Source organism: Paenibacillus oryzae, from assembly GCF_001675045.1.
Classification (GTDB): Bacteria; Bacillota; Bacilli; order Paenibacillales; family Paenibacillaceae; genus Pristimantibacillus; species Pristimantibacillus oryzae.
Map to the genome: position 1 here is coordinate 110,605 of NZ_LYPA01000075.1, position 22,643 is coordinate 133,247.

At 52.8% G+C, this 22,643-nt stretch carries 18 protein-coding genes; 1 reads left to right on the forward strand and 17 read right to left on the reverse strand.

What is annotated here, in order from left to right; translation table 11 throughout:
* Window positions 1-4: 4 nt before the first annotated feature.
* The 7 genes from rpsU to A7K91_RS22275 all read right to left on the reverse strand — a co-directional run bounded on the left by rpsU (window position 5) and on the right by A7K91_RS22275 (window position 10,680).
* Window positions 5-178, reverse strand: coding sequence for a 30S ribosomal protein S21 (gene rpsU, locus A7K91_RS22245; RefSeq protein WP_005547957.1), 174 nt, complete (start codon window positions 176-178; stop codon window positions 5-7).
* 94 nt (window positions 179-272) lie between these two features.
* Window positions 273-617 (reverse strand): histidine triad nucleotide-binding protein, encoded by a 345-nt coding sequence (locus A7K91_RS22250; protein WP_068686677.1) that lies wholly within the window; start codon window positions 615-617, stop codon window positions 273-275.
* Between the two features lie 199 nt (window positions 618-816).
* Entirely contained in the window at window positions 817-1,116 is a 300-nt protein-coding gene (locus A7K91_RS22255; protein ID WP_068686678.1) for a hypothetical protein, read from the reverse strand.
* A 53-nt stretch (window positions 1,117-1,169) separates the two neighbouring features.
* Window positions 1,170-1,826 carry a hypothetical protein gene (locus tag A7K91_RS22260; protein ID WP_068686679.1) on the reverse strand — a complete coding sequence of 219 codons (657 nt, stop codon included), beginning with the start codon at window positions 1,824-1,826 and terminating at the stop codon, window positions 1,170-1,172.
* Window positions 1,827-1,867: 41 nt separating this feature from the next.
* Entirely contained in the window at window positions 1,868-5,755 is a 3,888-nt protein-coding gene (addA, locus tag A7K91_RS22265) for a helicase-exonuclease AddAB subunit AddA (protein ID WP_068686680.1), read from the reverse strand.
* Between the two features lie 5 nt (window positions 5,756-5,760).
* The gene (addB, locus tag A7K91_RS22270) at window positions 5,761-9,267 is read right to left on the reverse strand and encodes a helicase-exonuclease AddAB subunit AddB (protein ID WP_068686681.1); all 3,507 of its coding nucleotides are present in this window, start codon (window positions 9,265-9,267) and stop codon (window positions 5,761-5,763) included.
* Window positions 9,268-9,303: 36 nt separating this feature from the next.
* Complete coding sequence (locus A7K91_RS22275; protein WP_068686744.1) at window positions 9,304-10,680, reverse strand: class I SAM-dependent rRNA methyltransferase; 1,377 nt, start codon at window positions 10,678-10,680, stop codon at window positions 9,304-9,306.
* Between the two features lie 351 nt (window positions 10,681-11,031).
* On the opposite strand from A7K91_RS22275, the gene A7K91_RS22280 reads away from it, so the two are divergent.
* On the forward strand, window positions 11,032-11,997 hold the full coding sequence (locus tag A7K91_RS22280) for a Na/Pi cotransporter family protein (protein WP_068686682.1): 966 nt from the start codon (window positions 11,032-11,034) through the stop codon (window positions 11,995-11,997).
* A gap of 125 nt (window positions 11,998-12,122) precedes the next feature.
* Here the strand turns inward: A7K91_RS22280 and A7K91_RS22285 are convergent, their stop codons facing one another.
* From A7K91_RS22285 to A7K91_RS22330, 10 genes are all read right to left on the reverse strand, one after another.
* Window positions 12,123-12,554 (reverse strand): NUDIX hydrolase, encoded by a 432-nt coding sequence (locus A7K91_RS22285; RefSeq protein ID WP_068686683.1) that lies wholly within the window; start codon window positions 12,552-12,554, stop codon window positions 12,123-12,125.
* Window positions 12,555-12,640: 86 nt separating this feature from the next.
* On the reverse strand, window positions 12,641-14,140 hold the full coding sequence (mtaB, locus tag A7K91_RS22290) for a tRNA (N(6)-L-threonylcarbamoyladenosine(37)-C(2))-methylthiotransferase MtaB (RefSeq protein WP_082967677.1): 1,500 nt from the start codon (window positions 14,138-14,140) through the stop codon (window positions 12,641-12,643).
* A complete protein-coding gene (locus tag A7K91_RS22295; protein WP_068686684.1) occupies window positions 14,137-14,922 on the reverse strand; it encodes an RsmE family RNA methyltransferase in 786 nt (261 codons plus the stop codon). The genes mtaB and A7K91_RS22295 overlap by 4 nt, the downstream gene beginning before the upstream one ends.
* An 80-nt stretch (window positions 14,923-15,002) precedes the next feature.
* The gene (locus A7K91_RS22300; protein ID WP_245697754.1) at window positions 15,003-15,446 is read right to left on the reverse strand and encodes a site-2 protease family protein; all 444 of its coding nucleotides are present in this window, start codon (window positions 15,444-15,446) and stop codon (window positions 15,003-15,005) included.
* Window positions 15,447-15,683: 237 nt separating this feature from the next.
* Window positions 15,684-16,673: a 50S ribosomal protein L11 methyltransferase gene (gene prmA / locus A7K91_RS22305; RefSeq protein WP_068686686.1), complete on the reverse strand. Its 990-nt coding sequence runs from the start codon at window positions 16,671-16,673 to the stop codon at window positions 15,684-15,686.
* Between the two features lie 82 nt (window positions 16,674-16,755).
* Window positions 16,756-17,877, reverse strand: coding sequence for a molecular chaperone DnaJ (gene dnaJ, locus A7K91_RS22310; RefSeq protein ID WP_068686687.1), 1,122 nt, complete (start codon window positions 17,875-17,877; stop codon window positions 16,756-16,758).
* A gap of 215 nt (window positions 17,878-18,092) precedes the next feature.
* On the reverse strand, window positions 18,093-19,934 hold the full coding sequence (gene dnaK, locus A7K91_RS22315; protein WP_068686688.1) for a molecular chaperone DnaK: 1,842 nt from the start codon (window positions 19,932-19,934) through the stop codon (window positions 18,093-18,095).
* 81 nt (window positions 19,935-20,015) lie between these two features.
* Entirely contained in the window at window positions 20,016-20,603 is a 588-nt protein-coding gene (gene grpE, locus A7K91_RS22320) for a nucleotide exchange factor GrpE (protein WP_068686689.1), read from the reverse strand.
* Window positions 20,604-20,645: 42 nt separating this feature from the next.
* Window positions 20,646-21,671, reverse strand: coding sequence for a heat-inducible transcriptional repressor HrcA (gene hrcA / locus A7K91_RS22325; RefSeq protein ID WP_068686690.1), 1,026 nt, complete (start codon window positions 21,669-21,671; stop codon window positions 20,646-20,648).
* Window positions 21,672-22,019: 348 nt separating this feature from the next.
* Window positions 22,020-22,481 carry an N-acetyltransferase gene (locus tag A7K91_RS22330; RefSeq protein ID WP_425415670.1) on the reverse strand — a complete coding sequence of 154 codons (462 nt, stop codon included), beginning with the start codon at window positions 22,479-22,481 and terminating at the stop codon, window positions 22,020-22,022.
* Between the last annotated feature and the right edge of the window lie 162 nt (window positions 22,482-22,643).

A 22,643-nucleotide genomic window follows, 5' to 3' on the forward strand; every position in this document is an offset into this window, starting at 1 on the left:
CCTCCTAAAACTTTCTCTTGCGCGCAGCCTCGGACTTTTTCTTCCGCTTTACGCTTGGCTTCTCATAATGCTTGCGTTTTTTCACCTCAGCCAAAACACCGTCTTTTGCGATGGAGCGTTTAAAGCGGCGAAGCGCAGCATCAATAGTTTCGTTTTTGCGAACTTTAGTTTCAGACACCAGTTTTCCCTCCCTCCGAAACAGACCGCCCAGAGCTTTAACACGGTTTATCACGCTTCATTATACGGTAAAGTAATTCCCAATGTCAACTTAGTCAGTCTGCCAATAATGCGCCCAGCTTCTTGCCGCCAAGCAAATGAATATGCAAATGGTAAACCACTTGACCGCCGTCCCTGTTTACATTGTTAACCAAACGATAACCATCCTCCGAAATTCCGCGTTCAGCGGCAATATGGCGGGCTGCCGCAAATAGCTCGGCAATCAGAGCGGCATCTTCCTTCCCCACATCATTCATCGTGGGGATATGTTTTTTGGGAATGATAAGTATATGTACGGGAGCGGCCGGCTGAATATCTTCAAAGGCAAGAACATGCTCATTTTCAAACACTTTTTTCGATGGAATGGAGCCTTCCACGATCTTGCAAAAAATGCAGTCCATTTTCTTCAACCTCCTATCCTTTCAGCTTAATCTATCATACCGAAAAATCGCGGCAGAGTCCAATTGTTGCACTGAATGGAAATTGGCAGCCCCTGCTCCCTGTGGAATGGTCGCCAAGCGCGGCCTTTGCCGTTCCCGGCATTAGCCGCTTTTAGCGAAAAACGCCGTTGCGACATCAATGCCGGGAACCTTACAGTCGTCAGAAGTAATAGGGCAGCAGCGAAAGGGCCAGCAAGCCGGCGAGCGGGAACGTTTGGCGGTAGAAGCGCCTGCGGGGATAATATCCATAACCATAAGGGTAGCCTCCAAACGGGATAAACGCTCTCGGATCGCCCTCCCCTTGGCCAAAAGGAACCGCTATGCACAAAACTTCATCGTCCACATGCTCCACAATGCCGTCAAAGCACATACCGTCAGCCGTTTGCACAAGCACATAACGATGCATGTGCTGCTGGCACATCTCCTTTTTGTCAGTTGCCGCAAATGCCTTGTTTTCCATAGTCATCAGCCTCCATTCACTCCATCTTATGCAGGAACGGGCTAAGGGCTACCTTATAAATCCGTAAGCTTCAGCGTCATGCCTTCGTTGAAAACAAGGAGCAATTCCTGCAGCTTGGCCGCGACAGGCAGCCATTCATGTCCTCCGGCAAGGCGGATCATGGAGAGACGGTCGCCTTTGACGGCAAAATTAAACTCGGACACCGCCTCCTTCAATTGCTGAATGGAGGCGGCGGCATCCTCCAGCTCCAACATTTCATCGGCTGTTAAAGCGCCGCTTCCGCCCGAGATATCCCCTAATAGATTACGCAGCTTGCTCATGTGGTAGCTCACCGCTCCGGGACCATTGGACAAATTGCTTGGCTGCAGTTCCTGCGCGGCGCCCATCACATTAAAGAGGCTGGAGTAGAAGCTGCCTTCAACCGTCGACAAAGACGCAGCCATAAAACCTGCTGTCATTCGAACATCGCCCCGTGCTTCATCGCTCGCAGCCATCTCTTCAAGAGCCTCTCCCCAAATAGCCAGACCATCCCTGAGCCATTCCAGATTAGCTATAATCGTTTCACCTTGCTCAACCTTTTCGCCTTGACTGAAGCCCATGTTTTTGGTCAACAGCAGAATATTTCCCATCAGACTCAAAACAAGGATAACCAGCGTAACGGCAAGCGCTTTGGATAGCCCTCCCTGCCCTGCCTTCTTCTGCTCCTTCAACGTATTTCCTCCCCCATTGCGTTTTCCCTGCTTCAACGAGTTCACTTCATTCGAACGTGTCTGCCGCCATCCAGAAAATAGACATAAAGCTCGTCAACTTCCCTTCCCAGCATCGCGGACACAGCCTCTCCGTAAAGCTCAAGCTGGAACCGGTGTCGTTCTGCGGCCTGCTCCCAGTTGCCTTGAGATATCCGGTCGGTTTTGTAGTCAAGTAAAACGAGTCCCTTCTCATCCCTAAAAAGACAATCAATGACCCCTTGTATCATAACGGGTTCGTCGCTGCTCTCCGGCACTGTCTTTCCGTGCACCCGGCTGGCGGGAAGCATGCAGCTGAACGGCACCTCGCGCCTGATCCATTCCGCTGCCGCCATTCTCCGCCCCAGCTCCCCGTCAAAAAATGCGGCAACAGACCTTTTATCAATGCTGTCGGCTTGTTTTCTTGTCAAAAGCCGCCGCTGCACCATTTGCTCCAGCACATCGGCAACCGTGCGTTCGCCGTTATGACCCGTAAGGGGCATATGCTGCATAAGTAGGTGGCTCGCGGTGCCTTTTTCCGCCGCAGTCAGTTTTTTCTCCCCCATAAAAGCGGGTCTTCGCAGTCTTAACGAAAACGGTCCGGGAGTTGAATGTTCTTTTTCAAGACCGGTGACATCCAACGCTTCATCCCCAACGCTATATCCGTCGCTTGCCAATAGCTCTGCGTCATCCGGCTGCTCGTCAAGCAGTCTTTTCATTTCCGTAACCGAGGTTTTGGCTGCCAGCGAGGCTGTTTCCGCGTGGGGGTACGACCAATCCAGGATGGCCTCCAGCTCCTTGTCCAGGCTGGCTTCCTCCAGCAGAGCCAAACCTGCGATCCCCTGGATTCGCTCCTCCCGAAGCTTGTTTTCCTCCGTGTCCTCCTCCAAGGCTGCCGCCGCAAAGCCCGTTAGAGCCGAAGCGGAAAGCGAGCCTGTTCGCCAATCCGGCAGCAATGGAGGCGATGCAATAGCGGCTGCTTCCTCCGGACTGGCCTGAGCCAGCAATTGCCGGGATGCCATCGGTCCAAGCCAGTCCATAAAGGAGCGTGCTGATGAAACCACATAGTCGTTCAGCGTACCGTCGCTTTGGAGCGCCGCCTGCCAGCCTTGCAGCTTTTTGGCCAGATCGGTAGCAGTGCCGACCAGAAACAGCTTCTCCTTCGGCCTCGTCAACGCAACGTACAAAATCCGCATTTCCTCGGCCAGCATTTCGCGGCGCAGCGCCCTTCGTATAGCAAGAAAAGGCAAGCTCGGGTAGCTGATTCTATCATCCGGCTCTATAATGCGAGGACCAAAGCCAAGCTCCTTATGCTTGAGAAACGAGCTCCTCAAATCCTGCTGGTTAAACAGCTTGCCTAATCCCGCAACAAAAACAACGGGAAATTCCAGCCCTTTGCTTTTGTGAATCGACATGATTCGGACTACATTTTCCTGTTCGCCTAATGCGCGTGCTGTTCCTAAATCACCGCCACTGTCCCGCATCCGCTCAATAAACCGCAGAAAACGGAACAAGCCCCGAAACGAAGTTGCCTCGTATTGCCGCGCGCGGTCGTGAAGCGCCCGCAGGTTTGCCTGGCGCTGAACGCCTCCCGGCAGTCCGCCTGCAAACTCGTAATACCCCGTCTCCCGATAGATTTTCCATAGCAGCTCCGCCAGCGCCCCGCCTCTGGCTTCCTCCCGCCAATCCTCCAGCTGATCCAGAAAACGCGACAATCTGCCCTTTATCCGCTCTTCCATTGCTTCATGCCCTGCTGCCTGCAAAACAGCTTCGTAATAAGGCAAGGCGGGAGACAAAATACGGATTTGCGCCAGCTCCTCCGCTGTAAAGCCGAACAACGGTGAACGCAGCACGGCCGCAAGCGGGATATCCTGATAAGGATTGTCTATAATGCGCAGCAACGAAAGCATCGTTACAATCTCCGTCGCTTCAAAATAACCGCTGCCCAGCTCCGCATACGCCGGAATGCCCATGCTTTGCAGTTCTTCGATAATAATGGGAGCCCACTGTCTGGTTGCCCTAAGCAAAATGACCACATCCCGCCATTCCATAGGGCGATGTGCTTTTCGCTTGCTGTCGTAGACCATAAAGCCGCCTTCGTCCAGCCTTTTCATTTGGCTGGCAATCCAGCGGGCCTCCAGCTGCGCGACCTTCAAATCCTCCGCTGCTTCAGCTTCCACCGAGGCTTCAGCGGATTCGTCCAGACTTTCCGAGATATCCTCGCCTTCGGCGGCAGCGGCTTCGCCGCCTCGGTCCAAAATGCCAAACTCCACGCGGCAGCTATCCGGGGGAGCTGGAGGGGGGTAAGCGGCTCCGGCCACCAGCTCGGCGCGGCTGTCGTAATCCATCTCCGCCACCTGCTCCCGCATAATGGCACGAAACACCGTATTTACGCCATCCACCACCTCATTGCGGCTGCGGAAATTACGGGCAAGGTCGATGCGCAGGCCATCGTCGTCAGCAACCGGCCTGTCTAATGATCCGGCGCTTTGGGCTTGTGAGCCGTCACTTGTTTGATACGATTTGTATTTTGCCAGAAAAAGATTAGGCTCCGCCAGCCGGAAGCGGTAGATGCTCTGCTTGACATCGCCTACCATAAAGCGGTTGCCCGCTCCCTCTCTGGCAATAAGGCTTACAATCGCTTCCTGCACCATATTGGTGTCCTGGTATTCGTCCAGCAAAATCTCCTGGAAATGCTGCCTATATTCCAGAGCCGCAGATGAAGGGATCAGATTGCCGGGCTCCGAATTCTCATGACGCAAAATACGGAGGCAATAATGCTCCAGATCGCCAAAATCCAGCAAGCCTTTACGGCGCTTGGCCTCTTCATAGCGGCTGCCGAACTCAATAACGAGCTTCGCAAGCTCCTCCATTAGCGGCGCAAGCTCCGCAAGCTCCTCCATAAACTGCTCCGGCGTCCGTCCAAAAAGCTCGTCTGCAAGCGAGGAAACCAGCTTTTTGGCATTGTCCCGCAATGCCTTGACTGCTTCCTGCAAAGCTTTGTCATAGCTGTCTCCGCGAAGCGGCTTCAGCTTGCCAAACGCCGCAGCGCGGAACCGTTCTCCCCAGCTTCTCCAAGGCAAAAATTTAACGGCCTCTTTCAGCCCCGCCACGAGCGAGCAGTCCTCCGCAAGCGTGTCCGCATATGGATCAGGGCCGCCAGGCTGCGCGCACAAGCGCAGCGCCTCCTTCAGCTGGCCTTCGGCTCCGTCCAGAGCAAGCGCAATGTCGGCGTGAAGCCGTCCGACCCAAACGCCGGATTCCAATTGATCAATCGTATTCGCGCCAAAGGCTTTGGCTGACTCTCTTAACCAATGATCGGGCCAGGGATGACTGCCGGCAAAGTCATAAAGCTGCTGAACAAGAGCATATAACGGCTCATCTCCCCGTTCGCCGCCGTACCGCTCAGCAAGCCGCAAAAAAGCGCCGGAATCCCCATCCGTCCCGCTATATTTGTGCTCAAACAGCTCGTCCAGCACATCCAGCCGCAGCAGCTCGCTTTCCGTTTCATTGGCGATCCGAAAGCCGGGATCAAGCCCGATCATATGATAATAACGCCGGATGACATCCAGACAAAAGGAATGCAGCGTTGTAATGGACGCCCGCCCCATTAATGCCAGCTGCCTGCGCAGATGTCCGTTATCCGGCTGGCGCTCCAGCTCCTTCTCCAGCGCCATGCTGATCCGCTCGCTCATTTCGGCGGCAGCCGCTTTTGTAAAGGTAGCCACAAGCAGCCTGTCCACATCCGCGCTGGACGATATGCGACGAATGATGCGTTCAACCAGAACGGCGGTTTTGCCGGAGCCGGCAGCAGCGGCAACAAGCACATTCCTGCCCCCTGTAACGATGGCATCCCATTGGTCGTCGCTCCACTGGCTTCCCTCCGGCTTAGGAGGGTTTGCGTTTTTATTCATATTCGTCAGCTCCTTCCCAGCCTCTGCCAAACCTCATCCTTTGTCAGCTTGCCCAGCCTTCGATACTGATTGCCCTCGACTTGCTGGTCAAATTGGCAAACGGCCTTGTAGCGGCAAAATTGGCAAGGCGTTTTATCCCCTAGCCGGTAAGGCTCGATAGATACCTGCCCTTGCTGAATGCATTCTCCGATGTCGCCAATCATAGTGCGGACCGATTGCCGCAGCACGGGCCAGTCTTCTTGGCCGATAACAGAGGAGCTGCTATAAAAGCCGCCGTCCTTTTTCAGCGCAACGGGCAGCACCTCGGAATAACCGCTCTCCAGCTCACCGTCCATCAAGCGTACGATATCCGCATCCGCCGTGAGCAGTCCTCTCATCTTGTAGCGTCCCAAAAGCTTTTTTTGGGACTCCTGCCTGGTCAACCGGTTTGACATGGCCATGACGGGGTTATGAACGTGGAAATACAGCACCCCTGCGGGTGCGGCGGGACGGCCCAGCCACGACTCCGCATAGGTCAGCAGAACATCCAGATACGTCAGCATTTGCAGCGACAGGCCTTGCGCCACCTCTTCAAGGCGCAGCGATGTCTGGCTGGATTTGTAATCCATTACGCGAAGCAGCAGCCCATTCTCTGTCTCCGCAGCGTCAACCCTGTCGATTCTCCCTATAACCTCCAAAGTGGAGCCGCCAGGGAGAGCAAGCTTCAAGGCCGGCAGCGTCCCGCCGGGTCCAAACCCGACCTCCGTACCGACGGGGTGGAATTCAGCCCTTCTGGCATGCTCGCCCAGTACAACGGCCGCCTGCGCTACGATTTCCTGCAGCTTGCGGGCGATAAACTGGAATCGGCCGCTGCTAAGCAGGATTTGAGATTGCAGCCGCGGCGCCAGCTCCTCCACCGTCTTGCGCGCCTCTGCCTTGATCTCGTCCTTCGACATTCGGCCCCACCCGCTGCTCAAGCCGTTTGCCAGCCTGCTCATGGCGGCGTGGAACAACTGCCCGACATCCGGCGCCTCCAGACGATACAGCTTGCGCTCGCGCAGCTTTAAGCCATGAATGGCAAAGTGCTGGAAGGGACAGGATACAAACCGTTCCATCCTAGAAACGCTGACGACCATATCGCGGCCGTACAGCTGTCGGGCCACCCCTTTAGGAAGCGGCGGCTCCTCATTGCTGTAAAGAAGCGAGCGCGACAGCAGCTCAAGCCTGCTTTGCCAATCGGGGCGGACGGCAAACCAGTTGTACAGCCCCCACCAAAACGGCGGCGGCTCCTGTCCGGTCTGGAGCCAGCGTCCCAGCACGGAGCCCAGATAAGTCAATGAACGCCCAGGCTGGACGATAAAGCTGACCTGCTCCGCCTCCGTCATGGACAAGGAAGGCTCGGATGCCCCTTCCCGAATGGGAATGCCCGGGAATAAAACAGAGACATGGCGGATCAGCTCGGAGGGCAGCAGACTTTTGCCCTCCTCGTCGGCCTGCGCATAGCTGATCCACAGATGCTTCGAAGGCGCAGCCAAAGCGTTGTAAATCATAAAGCGCTCGTCAAGCAGCCGCCTCTTGGCTCCGGGAGCAAGGCTCATGCCTCGTTCGGCCAGAATATCACGTTCGTTTTCCGTCAAAATGCCGTCTTCTTTCATACGCATCGGAATCATGCCGTCGTTTGCACCCAATATATATACCGCCTTCACTTCGCCGGAGCGAGTCCTGTCCAGGCTTCCGATCAGCACCTGGTCCAGGGCAGGCGGCACAGAGGCAAGCTTAAGGCTGTCGAGTCCGGCCTCCACCATTCCCGCGAACAATTCAGGCTCCGCCCGCTGGTCTCCAGCCAGCTCCGCCAGTTGATCCAGCAGGCTCATAATCCCGTCCCAGAGCTGACGGTGGGAGCGTGAACGGCGAACATCCCCCTTTTCCAGATCATTGCCTGCCCAAAGCTCCAGACGATCGGCGGCGTCCGTTTCATCCAGCAAGGCATACAAAGCCTCGCACATTTCCAGAATGGTGCCGCTCTCCTTCAACCGTTTGCCAAATTGCTCCAGAGGAGGGACAATAGCCCCGCGCGCAGCCATAACGATTTCAAATTCCGCTCTGGCCTTGTCGCTGACGGAGGATTCCATCTCGGATTCCTCATCCAGCGAAACAGCCGCCAGCGGCTTCCAGCTTGTCTCATTCAGCCATTTCCAGCCATCAATGCCACTCGCAAGACAATAATTTTCCAATTGATCGAACCATTCTCTGGGCAAGCTCCCGTCGATAGGGAACAGCATTTCCGTTTTGACGCAGCGAAACACAGCGTCGTAATGCCAGCCATGCAGCACCGTTTCCAATGCCGAACGGATATATTCCACAAGGGGATGATGCAGCGCCTTTTCCTTGCGGTCCACAAAATACGGAATACCGTAATCCTGAAAAACCAGACTCATATAATCCGCATAGTCCTCCGCATTCCGAACCAGCACGGCCATCTCCCGCCAGCGAAGAGCATCCTCGCGCGCCCGGCGGAGCATATCGCGAGCAATTGTTTCCACCTCGGCCCTCCGGCCTGGAAGCGCGTGAAGTGATATGCCGCATCGGTGATCGAGATGCTCGAAAACCCTTTTGTCAGCCGTAAGCATGGGGATGCGGCTGCCATAATGCCGTTCAAGATGACGCAGCATAGCATTGCTTCTGAAACGGGGCGAATTCTCCCCTCCCAGCTCAAGCGCCGGCAGCACCTCTGCGCCGCAGGCTTCGGCAAGCTCCAGCAAAGCGGCGCAGGTTTCGGCAGCGGGGTGGAACAAATCCAGCTCATGAGGGCGCTCTCCGGCCTGATACAGCTTATCCAGCGTCAATGAAACGGTAACATCCGCATGTTCAATAAGCTTGCCAAGCACCGCGTATTCGCCCGGCGTAAAGCCATGAAAGCCGTCTACCCAAATTTGCGCACCCGACATGGATGGGGACTCCGCAAAGCCGCCCTCCAAAAAGGTTAAATAATCCTCCGCGTCAATGTATTTGCCGGATAGCTCGCCCTCCATGGCTTCATAAAGCAGCAAAAGATCATGCAGCTTGTTATCCAGCATCGGAGCGTTTCCCGCTTCGGCTTCCAGCATAACGTCCGGCGACTGGGGATCAATGCCATAGCGCTTCCATTCCGTCAGCAGCTCGGACAGCCGATCCATAAAGCCGGGCTGTCCGGCTCCTCCGCGAAAAAGCTTGAGCTCCGGGGATAGCTTGTGCACCAGCTTGTACAACAGCATATGCTTGCCTATATCCCCGATTGGCACAAGCGCGGTGCCTCCGGTTTCCTGCATGACGCGAAACGCCAAACGCCGGAAGCTGAGCGCTTGCGCGCGCATGGTGCCGGCAAAGCCGCTTCCGTTAAGCATCGCGTATTCGCTCTGGAACGTGGCTTGCTCCGGTACAAGCAAAATGAGCGGAGGTCCGTCAGGACATCCGCTAACTTGTTCTCTTATTTCGGTCAGACAGCGGAAGCTTTTTCCGCTGCCCGCCCTTCCGATGATCAACCGCAGCGACATAATAAATCTCCCCCCTGACGGTTACGCCTTTTCCGGCTATTTGCTTCGCACCTCGAAGATGCCAAACTTCAAATAATGGCCTTCCCGCATGTCCAGCAGCTGCGGATGATCCTTGCCCGCCGCTCTCCACTCCACCAGGCGAAGCACCTTGCCCGCATCGGCCGCCGCCGCGGCGATGGCATCGCGAAACAGCTCCGGACTCATATGGTAAGAGCAGCTGGCCGTCACCAGATAGCCGCCTTCATTAACAAGCTTCATGCCATGCAAATTGATATCCTTGTAGCCCCGCGCAGCGCCAGCCACAGCGCCTTTAGACTTGGCAAATGCAGGCGGGTCCAGGATGACGACATCCCATGTGCGGCCTTGACCGCTAAATTTGGAGGATGTATCACTTTTTCCTGCAGCCCGGGCTGCACGTTCCTCCAGCCCTTTAACTTGCTCCCGCAAGTAGTGAAAGGCGTCAGCCGCCACAAACTCCACTCTGTCTTCAAAACCGTTCAGTTCGACATTGCGTTTTGCCGTTTCAAGCGCATGCTCGGAAATGTCCAGACAGGTAACACGTTTTGCGCCGTATTTGCAAGCATGCAGCGTAAAGCTGCCTGTATGTGCAAAGCATTCCAGCACGGTTGCTCCGTCCCAATAGGGAAACGTCACGATTTTTCCATTTGCATTAAGCGGTACCCGTTCACCTTCACCATCGGGATGTTCCCCTAACGCTATGCCGCTTCGGCTGCCCCAGCCCGTCATCAACGGCTCCAGCGCGGCGCGATTTTCCCTCTGGTCATAGAAGTAGCCTGTTTTTTGCCCTTCTGCAATATCAACCTCAAGCTTCAAGCCGTTTTCACGGATTTGGACAGACGCAGGACAATGTCCATAAAGAACACCTGTTTTTTCCTCCAGCCCCTCTAGCTTTCTTACGCCTACATCACTGCGCTCATATATGCCCTCCGGGCTAAAAACATCCGTCAACGCCTCCGTCAGCTCGTCCCGCCTGCTGTCTATGCCCAGCGTCAGCAGCTGAACAACAAGCACGCCCCCGAACCGGTCCACAATCAAGCCCGGCAAGCCGTCTGCCTCGCCATAGACCAGGCGGCAATCCTCATCCTTCACAAAACGCCTGCGATGCTCCTTGCAGCGCTCCAGTCTTTCCACAAAAAAAGCCTTGTCCATTTCGGAGACCGGACTCCATGAAATGACGCGAATGCTGATTTGCGAAGCCGGATTCCAATAACCCGTTGCCAAATATTTGCCGTGATGCGTCACCACATCGACCAAACCGCCTGCGATAGCGCCTTCTTCCACGCCTTGAATTTCACTGGCAAAAATCCAGGGATGTCCGTTTTCGGTTCTTTTTTTTCGTTCCTTTTTCAAAAATGCTTTGGGATGGCTCACCGTTCTGTTCGTCCTCTCCATGCGGGATGTCATGCTTGTCCCGCTTGCGGCATATAGATAGTAATCGATACTTATGAACATTATAACCTGACTTCAAAATAGACATCGGCAACTGTCTTTTGACCGCCTGACGGTCACCGATGACCGCTAGAGCCTAAAATGGATACATTGGATTCATGTAACGGTCACCAACGTCCTTTAGAGTCTCAAAAGTCTCGTTTTGGGGATGTAATTAAGCTTTTACGGTCATGCATGACCTTTAAAAATGGATATTGCATCAAAACAAAGCTTTAAAGGTCATGCATGTCCGTAGGGAACAGCTAGCTTCCGCGGCCTCGCACTCCATTTTACATGCTAAGGAGATTTAACATTATGTCGATACCCAGCCTGCTGTTTGTGCTGTACGGCTTCGGGGTTTTTCTGTGCGGCATGAAGCTTATGGAGCTTGCCCTGCACCGTCTGGCCGGTCCTTACCTGGACAAAACCCTGCAAAGGTTCACCGCAACTCCGCTAAGAGGCATGGCCGTAGGCGCTGCCGCATCCGCCGCCCTTCAGAGCAGCACAGCGGTTACCGTTGTTTCCATCGGTATGGTGAACGCCCGTCTGCTCAGCTTCAGCCGAACGCTTGGCATTGTGCTGGGCACTAATATCGGAACTTGCCTTACTACGGAATTAATTGGTCTTAATATCAGCCATGCGGCGGTCCCCATGCTTGGTCTTTCGGCTATGTTATGGCTGTTTACCGTATTGACGGGCGAAATGAATCCCATTGCGAATGGCGGCAGACGCGCCTGGCTGAAAAGCCTGCGCTCCGCTTCCCTTGCACTGGCCGGCTTTAGTTTGCTTCTAATGGGATTATCTATGATGCAATCCATCGGACCCGATATACAAAACAGCGGAGTCTATGACTGGTTTCTGGGCAAATCGGCGACCAGCCTCTGGTGGGGCCTTGCCGCAGGAATAGCCTTGACGGCAGCCGTTCATAGCAGCGCCGCGGTAATCGGCATGGTCATGGGGTTTGTTATGCTTGGCGCTATGCCCCCGGAGCTAGGCGTCGCCATTGTGCTCGGCGCCAATGTCGGGACCTGCAGCACGGCGCTGCTGGCCGGCATCGGGAGCACAAGGGAAGGGCGCTTTGTGGCTTATGCCCATACCGTGTTAAATATTGGCGGCGCACTTCTGTTCATGCCCCTGATTGGCGAGCTGACGCTCTTATCGGACTGGCTGTCTCACTCGCCATCATCACTTGTCGCCCGCGCGCAAACTATTTTTAACGTGGCGTGTTCGTTGCTTGCGCTTCCTTTTTGTTACTTAAGCATTTGGAACAGGGTAGGCTGAAGCGATAGTGTCTAACCTTAAAATCTATAACGCACCTTAATGCTTTGCTTTCAGGATGCGAATGCCCCTTGTAACGGGGCTTTGGTTAGCCGAAAACCAGCTGCGCCTTCGAAGTCCAGCTGTGCCTAGTTGGTTTCTATTCCAAGCAGCCTGAGCGCGCCCGCAACAATCCGGTGGTTGTTGTCATAACCGGATTGCTTCTGGCGGCGCCAAGCCTCGAGCGGCTCAAACCAGTCAACGCCTCTGATCTCCTCTACCTGGGCTTGATGGGTTCCGCCGATCGCCTCAACCAGATAGTAGTGGACCTCCTTGTTCACCGTTCCATGCTGAGCATGCTCATATTGATATTTGATCTGGTCAATCGGCTCTATTATAGCGCCCAACAGACCGGTTTCCTCTTTAATTTCGCGCAGCGCCGTCTGCTCGACCGTCTCTCCCGGCTCCATTTTTCCTTTGGGAAGAGAAACCTTTCCATAGCGGTCCTGAATAAGCTGAATTTGCAGCTCTCCCTGCTCATTGCGGCGGTATACGACGCCGCCTGCTGATATTTCCATCATGCCTCTTCCCCCTTGCAGCCTTTATCCATTAGTATATGCAGCAAAGGAATTCTTCATCTTGTGAATCCAGCCGCTGCCGGTACATGTTATGCTTTGATGGTTTCTGTGCGCTCATACTTGTACGTATGAAGCTCCTCGTCCTCTTCTTCCAAAGCTTCTCCATTGACGGCGGACGCGCGAAGCGCATCCAGGCTTTGGCCGTGATTAAGCGGCCGACCGCCGCCGCGGCGCGAGGCAACGGAAACATCATCTCGTTCCCGATCCGCTTCGAGTACGCGAAGAAGCTGGCCTGTGCACTCATTAACGCCCGCTTCCGTAACCTTAACACGGCACAACTGGCCGATCAAAGCCTCAGAGCCTGCAAAAGCCACATTCAAGTAGTTGTCGGAGTGGCCCATTACCCACTCTTCACCGTCGACTCCCTTTACTACCCTCTCCGGAATGACGTCCAGCACCTCGCCAATTGACTTCTTGGCATATTGAAGCTGAAGCTTTTCGGACAAGTCGATCAGCTTGTGCACACGTTCATTTTTGACTTCCTCATCAACCTGGTCTTCCATCCTTGCCGCCGGCGTTCCCGTCCGCTTGGAGTAAGGGAACACATGCATTTCCGCAAAAGCAAGCTCCTCCATCAGCTTATAGCCCGCTTCGAACATCTCGTCGGTTTCACCCGGGAAACCTACGATTACATCCGTTGTAATAGCGACGCCAGGCATAGCTTCATGCAGACGCTTGATTTTGGAGGCAAATTCCTCTGTCGTATATTTACGGCGCATCCGCTTCAGCACGCTGTTGTCTCCCGCCTGCAGCGGGATATGAAGATGGCGGCACATTTTGGAGGAGCGATTCAGCACATCGATCATTTCGTCATCGATCTGGCTTGCCTCTATGGAGCTGATGCGAATTCGCTCCAGCCCTTCCACCTTGTCCAGATCCCACAGCAGACTGGTCAAGTTGTAATTTTCCATATCGTCGCCGTAGCCGCCGGTATGAATGCCCGTCAATACGATTTCCTTGTAGCCTGCAGCAACAAGAGAACGGGCTTGCTCCAGCACGCTTTGCGGCTCGCGGCTGCGCGAAAGGCCGCGCGACCAAGGAATGATGCAGAAGGTGCAGAAGTTATTGCAGCCCTCCTGGATTTTCAGAAATGCACGCGTCCGCTCCGTAAAGTCCGGCACGTCCAGCTCCTCAAAGCTGCGTGTCTTCATAATATTGCGTACTGCGTTGACCGGCGTGCGGTCCTCTCTGATCTGACCGACAAAATCCATTATTTTGTCGCGGTCCTGCGTGCCGATAACAAGATCAACGCCGTCAATCGCCAAAATTTCCGCCGGCGATGTCTGGGCATAACAGCCCGTCACCGCAATAATCGCATCCGGATTTCTGCGGATGGCGCGACGAATGATTTGGCGGCTTTTTTTGTCCCCCGTATTGGTAACCGTGCATGTATTGATCACATACACATCCGCGGTATCCTCAAACTCTACTTGCTCGTAGCCTGTATTTTTGAACAGCTGCCAAATGGCCTCCGTATCATAAAAATTCACTTTGCAGCCCAATGTATAAAATGCAACGGTTGACGTCATGGCTGCGCTCCCCCCATTTCTCCTGATTCATATACTAAACAGGTCAAGCCTGCTATTCCCGCTGTTTCAGCCCGTAAAATACGCTTGCCAAGCCCCGTCAAAACGGCTCCGGCAGCAGCGGCTTCTTCGGCCTCCCGCTCAGCAAAGCCGCCCTCAGGCCCGGCGATAAGCAATATGCGGGGCGGAGCTTCATTTCCGGCGCGGCGCAGCCGCCATTCCTTTACAGCGTCGCCGATCCCGACGCCGTGAGCTGAATCACCCGCGCGCTCATAGCAAAATAAAGCCAGATCATAGGCCGGTATATCTGCCAGAAGCCCCTTCCAGCTTTTCACCGCCTCCACTGAAGGAATCCGGTGCCGGTGGCTTTGCTCCGCCGCTTCCTTGGCGATTTTGCTCCAGCGCTCCAGCCGCTTGGCTTCCTTCTTACCGTCGTATTGGACGATATTCCGTTCCGACTGAAACGGTAAAAAGGCAACCGCGCCAATCTCCGTCCCCTTCTGGATAACCAGCTCCATCTTGTCGCCCTTGGGCAAGCTTTGGGCAATGGTCACCTGCCAGAGAGGCTCGCTATCCTGCGGCAGCAGCTCCTGAACGCTGCCCCGTACTTCTTGGCCGTCGAGCTGTACCACTTTAACAAGCGCGCTGCGCTCGCCGCCGTCGCAGGCGATAAAAACATCGCCTGCGTTCATTCTCATGACCCGCGAGGCATGATGGGCGTCCTCTCCCCGCAATATAACCATGCCGTCCTGGAATTGCTCAGACGCCACAAAATAGCGCTGCATCAGTTTAACCACCTTTTTAAACACGCAATTTTACATAAGTCCGTCCTTCATCATAGCATGTCTGTCGACAATAAATCTATTTAGATGACAAAAGAAACCAATTTCCCAACAAATAAAGTGATGTTTTCCGTCCATCCCAAAATTGGACCAATAGTCACCGCGCGCAATGGCGGAATAAAGACCAGCAGGAGGAATATAATAACGCCCCACTGCGCATGCTGCTCGATTTTGAAGCGCAGGTTCAGTGGCAAAAATTCCATCACAATCCGGTAGCCATCAAGCGGCGGTAGCGGAATAAGGTTAAATACAAACAACAAAAAATTAAAGTGAATGAAATACCCGAAAAAGGTTTCGATCGCAGCTCTAACGCCATCCGAAGCTCCATCCACTAGACCGAAGCGATACAAAAGGAATAGCAAAAAGAACGATAGCACCCCAAGTAAAAAATTGCTAACCGGACCCGCCGCTGACACGATAACGCTCATCAGGCGCGGATTACTGAATCGGCTTGCCCGAACAGGCACGGGCTTGGCCCAGCCAAAGCCGGCAAGAATGATAAAAATAAATCCAAGAAAGTCAAGATGAGCTACAGGGTTAAGCGTTACTCGTCCTTCCTTATAAGCCGTATCATCGCCGAATTTCCATGCGGTGAACGCATGGGCAAATTCATGAATCGTAAAGCAAAGAATAATGGAAAGGACGATAAACGGAAGCTCCTCTATCGGAAACCAAAAAAAGTTGCTCAGACGTATCAGCCCCTCCTATGCTTTTTCAGCTACAAAAGCAATCCAATCTTCGTCACGATGCTTTTGGACGATGCGGAAGCCTGCTCCGATCAGCCCTTGCTCCACGTCATCCTCTTTGTTTTTGTAAATACCGGACGCGATATAAGTCCCGCCTGGTTTCAGCGCCGCATAAACATCGTCCAGGAAAAGCAAAATGATTTCTGCCAAAATATTGGCGACAATGAGGTCTACAGGCAGTGAGACAGCGACTGGAGCATCTTCAGAGCTTCCGCCGTTTCCGGCACTATTGCCCTTCAATACGCCAAGCAAATCGCTGACCTTGACTTGTATATCATTCGACAAGGCATTTAGATGAACGTTTTCAGTTGCGCTGGATACGGCAACGGGATCAAGATCAAGCGCAAGCACCTTTTTGGCGCCCAGCTTTACAGCCCCGATAGCCAGAATGCCGGAGCCTGTGCCAACGTCAATGACTTCTTCTCCGCCCTTAATGACGCTTTCCAGCGTACGAAGACAAAGCGCGGTTGTTGGATGAGTGCCTGTGCCAAACGCCATGCCGGGGTCCAGCTCTATAATTACCTCGCCGTCTGCCGGGTCGTATGACTCCCAGGTAGGCTTGATGGTAAGTTTTTCAGAGACCCTTATCGGCTTAAAATATTGCTTCCATGCTGTAGCCCAGTCTTCATCATCCACGTCTGCAGATGCATAAACAACGTCGCCGGGATCAATATCGAACTCGCGCAGCTCCTCCACGCGCGGCTTTAGTTGCCGAATCAGCTCTTCAGGATTGGTGCCTTCCGCAAAATACCCCTTGATTACGGCTTGCCCCTCCGGTATATCGTTAAGCGGCAGCTCGTACCATTGTCCAAGAGACGTATCGCGAGGTTTGTTAAGGGTTCCCGATTCCTCGATAGATACGCCCCCCGCTCCCATCTCATGCAAAAAATTAGAAATCATTTCTGTTGCTTCTTCCGTTGTATGAATAGTCAGTTCATGCCATTTCATTTCCTTTGCCTCCTACATTTCAATAAAGCCTATCCTCTATTGTACAACAGAGCAGCCCTTTGGCACAAAAAAACGTTCCGCGCTATTCGCCGCGGAACGCTTTCTTCATTTTATCAAAAATGGATTCATGATGCTCGCTCTGTTCGTTTGTTTGCTGACCATTGCTTTCGCCAAATTGACGAAGCAGGTCTTTTTGGTCTTCGGTGAGGTTTGTAGGCGTCACAATCGTCACCTTTACATGCTGATCGCCCGTGCCATAGCTGCGCAGCTTAGGAACGCCTTTGCCCTTCAAGCGGAAATACATTCCCGTTTGAGTGCCTGCCGGAATTTTCAGCTTAACCTTTTCCGTCAATGTCGGAATTTCGATTTCATCTCCAAGCGCTGCCTGCACAAAGGTCAACGGAACCTCGCAATAAATGTCGTCGCCTTCGCGCTGGAAGAAATCATGCGACTTGACGCGCAGCACGATATAAAGATCGCCAGCCTGCCCGCCGCGCAATCCGCCTTCACCTTCGCCGCTCATGCGGATTTGAGCGCCATCGTCCACCCCAGCAGGAATGTTGACTTTGATTCTGCGCTGCTTTTTAACTTTACCCGCTCCATGGCATGTTCCGCATTTTTCACGAATGATTTTGCCCGTCCCGCTACAATTGGAGCATGCTCTCCGGTTAACCATTCGGCCAAACGGCGTATTCTGAACCACTTCCTGCTGGCCGGAGCCATGGCAGACGGAACAGTTTTCCGGCTTCGTACCCGGTTTTGCTCCCGTTCCGAAGCAGGTGTCGCAGGATTCGGTGCGCGGAATCGTAATTTCGGATTCCTTGCCAAATACCGCTTCCTTGAATTCAATGGTCATCGTATATTGAAGATCATTGCCTCGCTGCGGCGCATTGGGGTCGCGACGACCGCCGCCGCCGCCAAAAAACATATCAAAAATGTCGCCAAAGCCGCCAAAATCGGCGCCTCCGCCCATTCCCGCATTAGGGTCCACATGACCGTAACGGTCATAGGTGGCGCGTTTGCCGTCATCGCTTAAAACGTCATAGGCTTCCTTAACTTCCTTAAACTTTGCTTCCGCATCTGCGGCCTTGTTTACGTCGGGATGATATTGGCGGGCCAGCTTGCGGTATGCTTTTTTGATATCATCCGTTGAAGCGTCCTTGCCTAGCTCCAATACTTCGTAATAATCGCGTTTTTCAGCCAACCATTGTCACCCCCGTCCTGTCATTTACGCTGCGGCCGCCAAGGCGGCGCAAAACGCGTGAAAGGAGGTCAAGAACAGCGTTTTCGCCGTCCCTAACCTCCAGACCGCCGCTTTAACTGTCAAGCAGCGGCGGCTTAGCTTGACGTACCGCTTTAAAAGCGGCGACTGCCAGAAGGAGCAGTCTTTGCCAAACCAGGCCGGCTTGATGCTATATCTTAATTTTTGTTGTTTTCGTCAACAACCTCGTAGTCGGCGTCAACAACATTGTCTCTGCCTTTAGCGGAATCATTAGCCGCGCCATCCGCCTGAGCTCCGCCTGCTTGCGCCGCCTGCTCATAAAGCTTGGCAGAAAGCTGTTGAATAATCGCAGTCAGCTCCTCGGTAGCTGCTTTGATTTGCTCGACATCATCAGTAGCAACTGCAGCAGTCACTTTTTCTTTTGCTGCATTTGCTTTTTCGACTTCGCCGGCGTCTACTTTATCGCCAAGGTCCTTCAACGTTTTGTCAACGGAATAAACGAGCTGATCCGCTTCGTTTTTGGCTTCAACCAGCTCACGGCGCTTGCGGTCTTCGTCCGCGTGCAGCTCAGCGTCTCTCATCATTTGATCAATCTCAGCATCGCTCAGGCCGCTGGAGGAAGTGATCGTAATTTTTTGGCTTTTGCCTGTTCCTTTGTCCAGAGCGGATACGTTAACGATGCCGTTGGCGTCGATATCAAACGTAACCTCGATTTGCGGAACGCCGCGCGGAGCCGGAGGAATATCGCCCAGCATAAAGCGTCCCAGCGTTTTGTTACCCGCTGCCATGGAGCGCTCACCTTGCAATACGTGGATTTCCACGCTTGTTTGGTTATCGGCATAGGTGGAATAAACCTGCGATTTGCTGGTTGGAATCGTTGTGTTGCGTTCGATCATTTTTGTAAATACGCCGCCGGCTGTTTCAATGCCCAGCGACAGAGGCGTTACGTCAAGCAAAACAACATCCTTGACTTCGCCTGTCAATACGCCCGCTTGAACGGCAGCGCCCAAAGCAACAACCTCATCCGGGTTAACGCCTTTATGAGGGTCTTTGCCAATAAGCCTTTTAACTGCTTCCTGAACGGCAGGAATACGAGTGGAGCCGCCAACCAGAACAACCTTGTCGATATCGGATGGCGTCATGCCGGAATCCGTCAACGCTTGACGAGTTGGACCAAGCGTGCGCTCAACCAGGTTCGCGGAAAGCTCTTCAAATTTGGCGCGAGTCAAATTTGTCTCCAAATGCTGAGGCACTCCGTCTACCATTGTAATAAATGGCAGGGAAATGGCTGTCGAAACAACGCCGGACAGCTCTTTTTTCGCTTTTTCAGCAGCGTCCTTCAGACGTTGAACAGCCGCTTTGTCCTTGGAAAGGTCAATGCCTTGCTCCTTCTTGAATTCAGCTACGAGGTAGTCGATGATAACCTGGTCGAAGTCGTCGCCGCCCAGCTTGTTGTCGCCGCTAGTCGCCTTAACCTCAAAGAAGCCGTCGCCAAGCTCAAGAATGGAAACGTCGAATGTGCCGCCGCCGAGGTCATAGACCAGAATGGTTTGATCTTCTGCTTTCTCAAGGCCATAAGCAAGAGCCGCAGCCGTTGGTTCGTTGACAATACGCAAAACATCAAGACCTGCGATTTTCCCCGCGTCTTTGGTTGCTTGGCGCTGGCTGTCGTTGAAATAAGCCGGAACGGTGATAACGGCTTGGGTTACCGTTTCGCCCAGATAAGCTTCAGCGTCAGCTTTCAGCTTTTGCAAAATAATCGCGGAGATTTCTTGCGGCGTATATTCCTTATCGTCAATTTTTTCTTTATGGTTGGTACCCATGTGGCGTTTAATGGAGATGATGGTACGGTCAGGGTTCGTAATGGCTTGACGTTTTGCCGTTTCGCCAACTGTACGCTCGCCGTCCTTTTTAAAGCCTACAATGGAAGGGGTCGTGCGGTTTCCTTCCGGATTTGGAATAACAACTGCTTCGCCGCCTTCCATAACGGCTACGCAAGAGTTTGTAGTACCTAAGTCGATGCCGATAACTTTACTCATGGCTTGGTTTCCTCCTTAAAATATGGACTATATAGTCTACTATGTGTCTTGATTATAGGTGCCGTCAGCTTCACGCTTTTTCTAGCCGCTAACCTTAACCATTGCCGGGCGAATGACTTTATCTTTCAGCATGTAGCCCTTTTGAACCTCTTCAACAACGATGCCTTCTTCATATTCGTCTGACTCCACCTGCATGATTGCCTGATGGAATTCCGGGTTGAATGGCTGACCAACGGTTTCCATAACCTTCAAGCCTTCACCCTCAAGAGTCTGGTTCAGTTGACGAAAAATCATTTCAATGCCTTTAGTGAAGGATTCCAGATCGCTGCTTGCTTCTGCTGCCGCAAACGCCCGTTCAAAGTTGTCCATAATGGGCAACAATTGATCGATCAGCTTTGCGGATGCGTATTGGACAAGCTCTTCCTTTTCCTTTATGGTACGGCGGCGGAAATTATCAAAATCCGCTTGCGCCCGCAAATATCGCTGTTGGTTTTCTTCTGCCTGCTTTTGCAGTTCTTCAAGAAGTCCAGCGCCTTCTCCGGTTGTTTCCCCGGATTGTTCGCTGTCCGACTCAGGAGCTTTCACTCCATCCTCCTGACGGCTTTCCATTTCTTCCGCCGCCGCTTGGGCTGTCTCTTGCTCTACTGCTTCGTTATGTTCTGTGCTCACGATTTCACCTCCTTAAAATGCCTCATTACTTAAATGCTGACTTTATTTATACCATTTGCTAAGCAGCTTGCCCATATCCTTGGACATCAGATCAATCAAGCTTATAACCTTCCCGTAATCCATTCGCGTCGGACCCAAAATACCTATTGTCCCCAATGCTTCACCGTCGATGGAATATGTGGCGGTAATAAGGCTGCAGTCGCTTATTGCTTTATGATCGTTTTCTGTACCGATGCGCACCTGAATGCCGGAAGGTAATCCCGAAAACATCTTCATGATAGTTGGGGTTTCCTCCAGCAGGTCCAGAATTGTTTTGACCTTGTCAACGTCCTTGAACTCAGGCTGGGTCAACATATTGGTCGTTCCGCCAAGAAATACGCGATGCTCCTCGTCATTGGTCAATGCACTGTCCAGCACGCCAAGAAGACCTTCAAAGTGATCCACATGCCGCTCCAGCTCCTGCCCGATTTCACTATAAAGCTTGGCCTTCAATCGTACAATAGGCACGCCAACCAGCTTTGTATTTAGAATATTGACGACTTTAGCCATATCATCCATATTGAGCTCCGGAGGAATGGAGACGGTCCGGTTCTCTACATGTCCGGTATTGGTGACGATAATAGCCACGGCGCTGCTCTCATTAAGCGGTACCAGGCCAAAATGCTTCAACGACGTTTGAAATAGCTCCGGTCCAAGCAAAATGGATGTATAGTTAGTCAGATTGGATAAAATCATCGCAGTATGCTGAATGACCTGCTCCATCTGGTTCATCTTGCCAGTGACAAAAGATCTAACCATATCCAGATCGCTTTCCTTGACCTCTCCCAGCTTGACGAGATGATCGACGTAATAACGGTATCCCTTGGTGGATGGCACCCGGCCAGCCGAGGTATGCGGCTGCTCCAGAAATCCAAGCTCCTCCAAATCCGCCATTTCGTTGCGAATGGTTGCGGGACTGAAGCCAACATCGCCTCGCTTGGATATGCTTCGCGAGCCTACCGGCTCCGCCGAGCGAATATAGTCGTCCACGATGGCATTCAAAATCATACGCTGGCGATCACTTAACATTCCAAATCCCCCCATTCAGAATTCGTTAGCACTCAACTCCAATGAGTGCTAATCACTAATACAAAAATACCAAACCAGCGTTGTTATTGTCAAGTGGCTTCCCCCATCAGAATGGTGTTTTTTGGGCGGCATAGCTGTAAAAGCGGCAGACTAGCATATTTTAAAAAGCCTTCAATTTCGGAGTATAGACTTGATCATCAGCAACACACGGCTAATTATTATATCGTCTCTTCATCATAACGTCGTCATGATTTGGAGATTTGCTTCCATAAAAAAAATAAGCCTTCCGCAACACATTAAGTGCATTAGAAGGCTTTGTTTTATTCAACCTGTTCAACCCTAACATTATTATTTCAACTCGCGCAGCACAGCGATTTCGTCGCAGGCCAGCTGCTTGGGGCAGTTGACGCAATCGCGCCATACCTTCTCCGGGAAAATTTCCTTTTCGACGATCGTAAAGCCGTTGCGCTCGAAAAATTTGTCCGCATAAGTAAGCGCCATAACTTTGGTTATGCCCTGCTCTCTGGCCATTTCCAGCAGACGGTCAACCAGCTTGCTGCCGATTCCCAGGCTTTTGTAGCCGTCCGTTATACCCAGCGACCTAATCTCTACAAGATTGTCTCCAAGCTTCGCCAGCGAGCCGCAGCCAACCACAACGCCGTCAACCTCTGCCACAACAAACGTGTCGATTAATTCAGTCAGCGTTTCGCGGGTGCGGGGCAGCATGATTGCTTTCTCGGCGTATCCTTTTATTAATTGAAATAACGTTTCGACATCCTCTGATGCCGCTCTTCTACATAACACTTGCATGGTAGTCATGCCGCCTTCACCTCCGCCTGTCAACACTGTCTACGCAACGCTGACATGATCATCTGAAATATAATATGAATAAATATACATCATAATGTATTTTTCCTCAAGAGGCATTTATAAAGAGAGTTTGCGCTGAACCAAGCCATCGCCGAAATTGGC

Bases quoted from the DNA above. Each gene is read 5' to 3' on its own strand.
- A7K91_RS22330 (WP_425415670.1), bottom strand. From the start codon at position 22,481: ATGCAAGTGTTATGTAGAAGAGCGGCATCAGAGGATGTCGAAACGTTA.
- A7K91_RS22285 (WP_068686683.1), bottom strand. From the start codon at position 12,554: ATGATGGAAATATCAGCAGGCGGCGTCGTATACCGCCGCAATGAGCAG.
- A7K91_RS22295 (WP_068686684.1), bottom strand. From the start codon at position 14,922: ATGCAGCGCTATTTTGTGGCGTCTGAGCAATTCCAGGACGGCATGGTT.
- hrcA (WP_068686690.1), bottom strand. From the start codon at position 21,671: ATGTTAAGTGATCGCCAGCGTATGATTTTGAATGCCATCGTGGACGAC.
- A7K91_RS22250 (WP_068686677.1), bottom strand. From the start codon at position 617: ATGGACTGCATTTTTTGCAAGATCGTGGAAGGCTCCATTCCATCGAAA.
- A7K91_RS22275 (WP_068686744.1), bottom strand. From the start codon at position 10,680: ATGGAGAGGACGAACAGAACGGTGAGCCATCCCAAAGCATTTTTGAAA.
- addB (WP_068686681.1), bottom strand. From the start codon at position 9,267: ATGTCGCTGCGGTTGATCATCGGAAGGGCGGGCAGCGGAAAAAGCTTC.
- mtaB (WP_082967677.1), bottom strand. From the start codon at position 14,140: ATGACGTCAACCGTTGCATTTTATACATTGGGCTGCAAAGTGAATTTT.
- dnaK (WP_068686688.1), bottom strand. From the start codon at position 19,934: ATGAGTAAAGTTATCGGCATCGACTTAGGTACTACAAACTCTTGCGTA.
- addA (WP_068686680.1), bottom strand. From the start codon at position 5,755: ATGAATAAAAACGCAAACCCTCCTAAGCCGGAGGGAAGCCAGTGGAGC.
- A7K91_RS22255 (WP_068686678.1), bottom strand. From the start codon at position 1,116: ATGGAAAACAAGGCATTTGCGGCAACTGACAAAAAGGAGATGTGCCAG.
- A7K91_RS22280 (WP_068686682.1), top strand. From the start codon at position 11,032: ATGTCGATACCCAGCCTGCTGTTTGTGCTGTACGGCTTCGGGGTTTTT.
- prmA (WP_068686686.1), bottom strand. From the start codon at position 16,673: ATGAAATGGCATGAACTGACTATTCATACAACGGAAGAAGCAACAGAA.